Source organism: Phytoactinopolyspora endophytica, assembly GCF_004138495.1.
In the GTDB taxonomy this organism is placed as follows: Bacteria; Actinomycetota; Actinomycetes; order Jiangellales; family Jiangellaceae; genus Phytoactinopolyspora; species Phytoactinopolyspora endophytica.
The window spans coordinates 468,853-473,223 of sequence record NZ_ML142850.1; the positions used below are offsets into that span (position 1 = coordinate 468,853).

5 protein-coding genes are annotated in these 4,371 nt (G+C 66.7%); 3 read left to right on the plus strand and 2 right to left on the minus strand.

Going from position 1 to position 4,371, the window contains the following annotated elements; genetic code table 11:
* A partial coding sequence (locus ELR45_RS05440) for a hypothetical protein (RefSeq protein ID WP_165367501.1) occupies positions 1-444 on the minus strand: 444 nt, incomplete at its 3' end.
* Positions 445-722: 278 nt separating this feature from the next.
* Here ELR45_RS05440 and ELR45_RS05445 point away from each other — a divergent pair.
* Positions 723-1,118: a pyridoxamine 5'-phosphate oxidase family protein gene (locus ELR45_RS05445; protein WP_205856064.1), complete on the plus strand. Its 396-nt coding sequence runs from the start codon at positions 723-725 to the stop codon at positions 1,116-1,118.
* A gap of 157 nt (positions 1,119-1,275) precedes the next feature.
* Complete coding sequence (locus tag ELR45_RS05450) at positions 1,276-3,105, plus strand: hypothetical protein (RefSeq protein WP_205856066.1); 1,830 nt, start codon at positions 1,276-1,278, stop codon at positions 3,103-3,105.
* On the opposite strand, the gene ELR45_RS05455 is transcribed toward ELR45_RS05450, so the two are convergent.
* A complete protein-coding gene (locus ELR45_RS05455; protein ID WP_129664054.1) occupies positions 3,089-3,865 on the minus strand; it encodes a FadR/GntR family transcriptional regulator in 777 nt (258 codons plus the stop codon). The two genes, ELR45_RS05450 and ELR45_RS05455, sit on opposite strands and share 17 nt — an antisense overlap.
* 121 nt (positions 3,866-3,986) lie before the next feature.
* Here ELR45_RS05455 and ELR45_RS40410 point away from each other — a divergent pair.
* Positions 3,987-4,371, plus strand: a 385-nt coding sequence (locus ELR45_RS40410; RefSeq protein ID WP_240759173.1) for a dihydroxyacetone kinase subunit DhaK, incomplete at its 3' end; no start/stop codon positions are given.

Consider the following 4,371-nt stretch of genomic DNA (forward strand, 5'->3'; position numbering starts at 1 on the left):
GTCCACGTACGGCCTGATCTGAACGTTGTCGCCGTATCCAGCCGCGGCGAGCGCCTCCCTGGCCTCGGCTGGACTCACCATCCGTTGTTCGGCGAGCGGCATCAACGCCTCTCCGATGATCGGCAACTGCTCCCGGGCGACGTTCACCGCCTCGACCTCGGGATCCATGCGCTCCTTGTAGCGCCGGTTGGACCGCATCATCTCTTCGGTATCGACCGGCACACAGCCTTCCGGAAGCTCGACGTCGTACTCTGGCTGAACAACGCACGCGGCCGTCGGCGTCGGCGTGCTGGCCACGGGCCCCTCGGATTGAGCGGTGGACACGTGGAGGCCTTCGCCCGACGGCCCGGATTCGCGGGCGATCAGCGAGGTGACGACGAGCGCCAGGGCGACCACAGCTGCCATGACGCCGCCGACGGCGACGACTCGTCCGAAGGCCTTCATGAAGTTCGATCGTACTGGCCGAGCTGCTCGACACTCATCTGGGACGCTCGCCGGGTTTCATCTCGATGATCACATCTCCGATAGCTCAGAGTGATCACGGCAAGAGCGCATCGGCCCGGTCTGTCAATGTGCTGACAATCCCGGTCTGTCAATGTGCTGACGATGTTGTGCAGCCCCTCGAGGGCACGCTGGCGAACGAAGTCCGCGAGTCGCGACCGCATGAGGACTCGACGAGGGGCAGGTGGCTCCGTCAGCCGCCACACTGCGATGCTGAGGCCGTGGAGACAACTCAGACTGCGCTGATCGACCGCTTGGAACGAGAACGCAATGTGTGGCTGTGCACGTTGCGGGCCGACGGGTCGCCGCACGTCACGCCCGTCTGGTTCGTCTATCTCGCCGATCGCTTCTGGATCAGCAGCGGCGCACGGAATCGCAAGGTGCGCAACGTCGTGAACGATCCCAGGGTGAGCCTCGCTCTCGAGGACGGCGACACGCCGTGCGTGGCCGAGGGACGAGCGCACGTGCACACGGGAACGCTACGCGAGGACGTGCTCGCCGCCATCTCTGCGAAGTACGGCGGCTGGGACGCGGCGACTCAGATCGAACCGTACGGACCACGGGTCATGCTCGAGATCCCGGTCGACCGCTGGCTGTTGAAGGGCGCCGCGCAGTAAGGATCCTGATGGCGCAGGTATCCGCCGTGTCATGACGTATGGACAAACTCTTGACACCCCGCCGCGGCCGACGTAATCATGAACGGATCTTGGAAAGCGGTTTCTCTCACCGAAGCGGGCGCGGCGCAGAAGGAGCAGGCCGATGGAACATCACGGCATGGACCGACGGAACTTCCTCAGAACGGCCTCGGCCAGTCTGATCGCTCTCCCATCAGCTTTGACGTGGATGGCCGGCGCGACATCGGCGTCCACGAATTCCGGTGTCGCTTTGCCGGCCGACGGCGACGTGGACGAGGAAGCGCTCTCCATCCTGGTCGACGCCGCGGATGAACTCGGGAGCAGTGCGTTGGCGTCGGACGTCCGCGCCGGTTCCCCGCGTTCACAGGCCCGCACGATCCGCCGCCTCGTCGCCCCGTTCGTATCACCGCGCTCGCGGCACCACCATAGTGGTGAGTTCTTCGACTCCATCCTTGAGCGGCTGCGAGTACTGGGGCGGCAGCAGCATGACAACGGCACCTTCACCATCGGCAACATACAGTCCCCGCCGGACACCGGATTCCTGATCGAGGATCTCGGCGTCATGGTCTCCCTGCTACGCGCCGACGACCACCCGCGCCGTCGCGCACTCGCGCAGCCCGTCGAGCGGATGATGCGGCGCGCCGGACCGGGCCTGGTCAACGGCGGCGTGCACACTCCGAATCACCGCTGGAAGCTGGTCTCGGCGTTGGCGCGTATCCACGACGTCCGCCCTGACGCTGCGTATGTGCAGCGCATCGATGACTGGTTGGGTGAAGGGATCGACCAGGCCCCGGATGCCATGTACAGCGAGCGCAGTCCCACGTACGCGGCTGAGGTCACCAACCTGTCGCTGCTGGCTGCCGCCTGGGTCCTCGATCGCCCGGAGCTGCTCGACGGGGTCCGTCGGAACCTGGAGATGTACCTGTACCTCACCGAAGAGAACGGCGAGGTCGAGGCGATCCACTCGCGGCGCCAGGATCAGGATCATCGGCTCAGGCACGTCCGCGACTTCTACCTGCAGTACCGGGAGTTCGCGCTGCGCGACGACGACGGCCGGTTCTCCGCCGTCGTCAAGGGCATCGAGCAACGCGACGCAGAACACCTCGGCGACGCGTTCGCCAACGTGCTGGAGCGCCCCGAACTCGTCGCCGTGCTCCCCGAGCCGGCCGACGTGCCGACCGACTACGCCGAGACCTTCCCCAGCGCGCAGCTGGCTCGCGTCCGCCGTGGCACCACGTCGGCGTCGATCTTCGGCGGTACTGACTGGTATCAGGACGGCGAGCAGACCCACCTGTTCAACCGCATCGGTTCTGGCATCTCCACCAACCCGACGTTCCTGAAACTGCGCCACGGTGACGCGATCCTCGAAGCGGTGCGCATGTCGCCCGTCTTCTTCAGCATGGGTCACTTCCGCAGCAACGGGCTGGAGGTCGTCGGCGACGGCGTCTACCGCCTGCACAACGAGCTGGCCATCCCGTACGCGCTGCCGCTGCCCGAAGAGCATCGTCGTGAGGACGGCGACTACCGGCACACCAACTCGATCGACGGCCGCTACTTCTCCAAGCTCGACTTCCCGAACCGCCCGCACCATTTCGTCACGCTACGAACCGAGGTGCTGGTCACCGAGGTCGCCGACGGCTTCGATCTCGACTTCACGGTCGACGAGACCGACGACGTCAACGTGACGATCGAGCTGTCCTTCCGTCCCGGCGGCGAACTCTCCGGCGTCGAACCCGAGACCGACGACGGCGCGTACCGGCTGCTCGACGGCCACGGCTCGTACCGCGTGGGCGATGACGTCATCGAGTTCGGCCCGGGCAGCGACACGGGCTACGTCGACATGGCCTCCGGAGAGCAGTACAGCGTGCACAACGGCGGCCTGCCACCGCTCAGCGACCAGCGTGTCTACATCACCGGTGTCACACCGTTCGAACACCGGCTACAGCTGCGCTTCAGGCGTCCGTACTGACGACGTCGCCCTCCTCGAACGCCGAGAGGGCGCTGACGATACGGCTGCCCGCGGTGCCCATGTGCGCCGTCATCGCGTCGCCGGCCGCGGCCGCATCATGACGTTCCACGGCTTCGAGCACCCGGGCATGTTCGTCGATCGCGGCCCGAGCGTCTTCCTCCTTGTCGACGCTGCGGTCCACCCACACTCTCAGCAGCGAGCGGACGCTCTGCAGGACCGCGACGAGCGCGTCGTTCTCCGACGCGGCGACCAGCTCCTGGTGGAAGCGGGCGTCCGCTTCCACGAACGCGTCGTGATCGGCCAGGTCCGCGTGCTTGCGCATGTTCGCCAGCTGCTCGCGCATACCCTCGATGCCCGCGGAGTCGATCTTCTCGGCGGCGAGCCGCGCCGCCAGCACCTCGAGCACGGAGCGGATCTCCACCAGATCCTGTGTGCTCCCGGCGCCCAGCATCAGCCCCCAGCTCAGCGTCCGGGGCAACAGCTCGGAGACGCCTGAGTGCAGGTACGTCCCCGATCCGGGACGGACTTCGACGACGCCGAGGATCTCCAGCGCCGCCAATGCCTCACGCACCGCCGAACGGCCCGTGCCGAGCATCTCCGCCAGCTGCCGCTCGGCCGGGAGTCGCGATCCAGGGGCCAGCCCGCCGCTGGTGAAGTAGGCCAGCAGTTGAGATGCGACGGCCGCCGTCGGCGTGCTCGCCGAGATGGTCGTGAGACGGCCGGTGAGCTCCTTGGTGGGGTCCGTCGGATAGCTGGGCATGCGTCGAGGATAGTTCACATTCAATTGGTCAACCGGTTGACAAGTTAGAAACATCCTGGTTTCTTGGTCGCTACCGCACTGCCCCACCCGAAGATGCGGAACAGATCACAGGAGATCGACGATGACCCGTCTGTACAACGACCCCGCGGCGTTCGCCGACGAGCTCGTCGACGGTTTCGTGGCCGCCAACCATCGCTGGGTCCGTCGCGTCCGCGGAGGAGTCGCCAGGGCGGACGCGCCCGACGCAGGTACTGTCTCCGTCGTCATCGGTGGCGGCTCCGGGCACTACCCGGCGTTCAGCGGCCTGATCGGGCCGGGCCTCGCCGACGGTGCGGCCATGGGCAACCTCTTCGCCGCGCCCTCTGCCCAGCAGGTCTACTCAGTCGCGCGGTCGGTGCACCGAGGTGGCGGGATCCTGCTCACCTACGGCAACTACGCCGGCGACGTCCTGCAGTTCGGCCTCGCGCAGGAACGGTTGCGCTCTGAAGGCATCGAGTGCGAGACCG

What these genes read in the sequence shown, in the direction of transcription:
- ELR45_RS05450 (WP_205856066.1), top strand. Translation starts at nt 1,276, where the DNA reads ATGGACCGACGGAACTTCCTCAGAACGGCCTCGGCCAGTCTGATCGCT.
- ELR45_RS05455 (WP_129664054.1), bottom strand. Translation starts at nt 3,865, where the DNA reads ATGCCCAGCTATCCGACGGACCCCACCAAGGAGCTCACCGGCCGTCTC.